Below are 1,099 nucleotides of genomic sequence, written 5' to 3'. Positions count from 1 at the left end.
TGTACTCGAATCATCCCCAAACGTCAGCCGACCGCGAAAGATTTGCGCTTGATTATGGCGATCATCAAGACCATTACTGATCTTGAACGCATTGGGGATGTCGCGACACGCATTGCTTATGTCGCTATCGAAAGCCCGTCATCGAAAGAACGCCAATTCCAAGTTTCATTAGAACCTCTCTGCCGTCAGGCGATTCAAATGTTGCATCAGGTTTTGGATGCATTCGCTCGTATGGATGTTGAAGCCGCCGCAGAGGTTCACAAACTCGATGATAAGCTGGATGCCGAATACGAAGCAGTGATCCGTCAGCTCATGACTTACATGATGGAAGACCCAAAAAATATTCCGCATATTCTTCAGGTGATGTGGTCTGCTCGCGCTATTGAACGAGTAGGGGATCGTTGCCAAAACATTTGTGAATACATTATTTACTTTGTGAAAGGTAAGGACGTTCGTCACCTTGGTGATCAAAGCATTGATGATGTGTTGAAGTAACGCTTCATATAAATGAAAAAGACCAGCGAACGCTGGTCTTTTGGATCTTAGAAGCCGAGATCAGTACTTATCCGGTACAAACGTTTGATCGTCTATTGGCGCTCTGACGTAGCCCTCTTTATTGATCTCTGGTAACTCAATTGGTGGGTACTCTAGCGCTTTATATTCAATTTGACTGAGTAGATGACTAATGCAATTTAAGCGCGCTTTTTGTTTTGAATCTGAAGGTACAACCCACCAAGGACAGTTTTTGGTGTCGGTGTAAGCGAACATCTTGTCTTTTGCTTCAGAATACTCAGCCCAGCGGTGTCGAGATTCTAGATCCATCGGGCTGAACTTCCAGCGCTTTATCGGCGTGTTGATGCGCCCTAAGAAGCGTTTTTCTTGCTCCTCGTCGGAGACCGAAAACCAGTACTTGAGCAAAATAATGCCTGAGCGTTGCAGCATTCTCTCGAATTCAGGGCAAGAGCGTAGAAATTCTTCATATTCATCTGGCGTACAAAAGCCCATGACTTTTTCGACGCCAGCTCGGTTATACCAACTGCGGTCAAACAAGACGATTTCACCGGCGGATGGCAGGTGCGCGACATAACGTTGAAAGTAC

The 1,099-nt window shown here is 45.9% G+C and carries 2 protein-coding genes; one reads left to right on the top strand and one right to left on the bottom strand.

Features of this window, described 5'->3' with window-relative positions:
* Window positions 1-495, top strand: a 495-nt coding sequence (gene phoU, locus R7E78_RS24530; RefSeq protein WP_318058395.1) for a phosphate signaling complex protein PhoU, incomplete at its 5' end; no start/stop codon positions are given.
* Between the two features lie 60 nt (window positions 496-555).
* On the opposite strand, the gene R7E78_RS24525 is transcribed toward phoU, so the two are convergent.
* Window positions 556-1,099, bottom strand: a 544-nt coding sequence (locus R7E78_RS24525; protein ID WP_318058394.1) for a polyphosphate kinase 2, incomplete at its 5' end; no start/stop codon positions are given.

The organism is Vibrio sp. YT-19(2023) (assembly GCF_033337395.1).
This window is presented reverse-complemented; position numbering and strand designations above follow the sequence as displayed.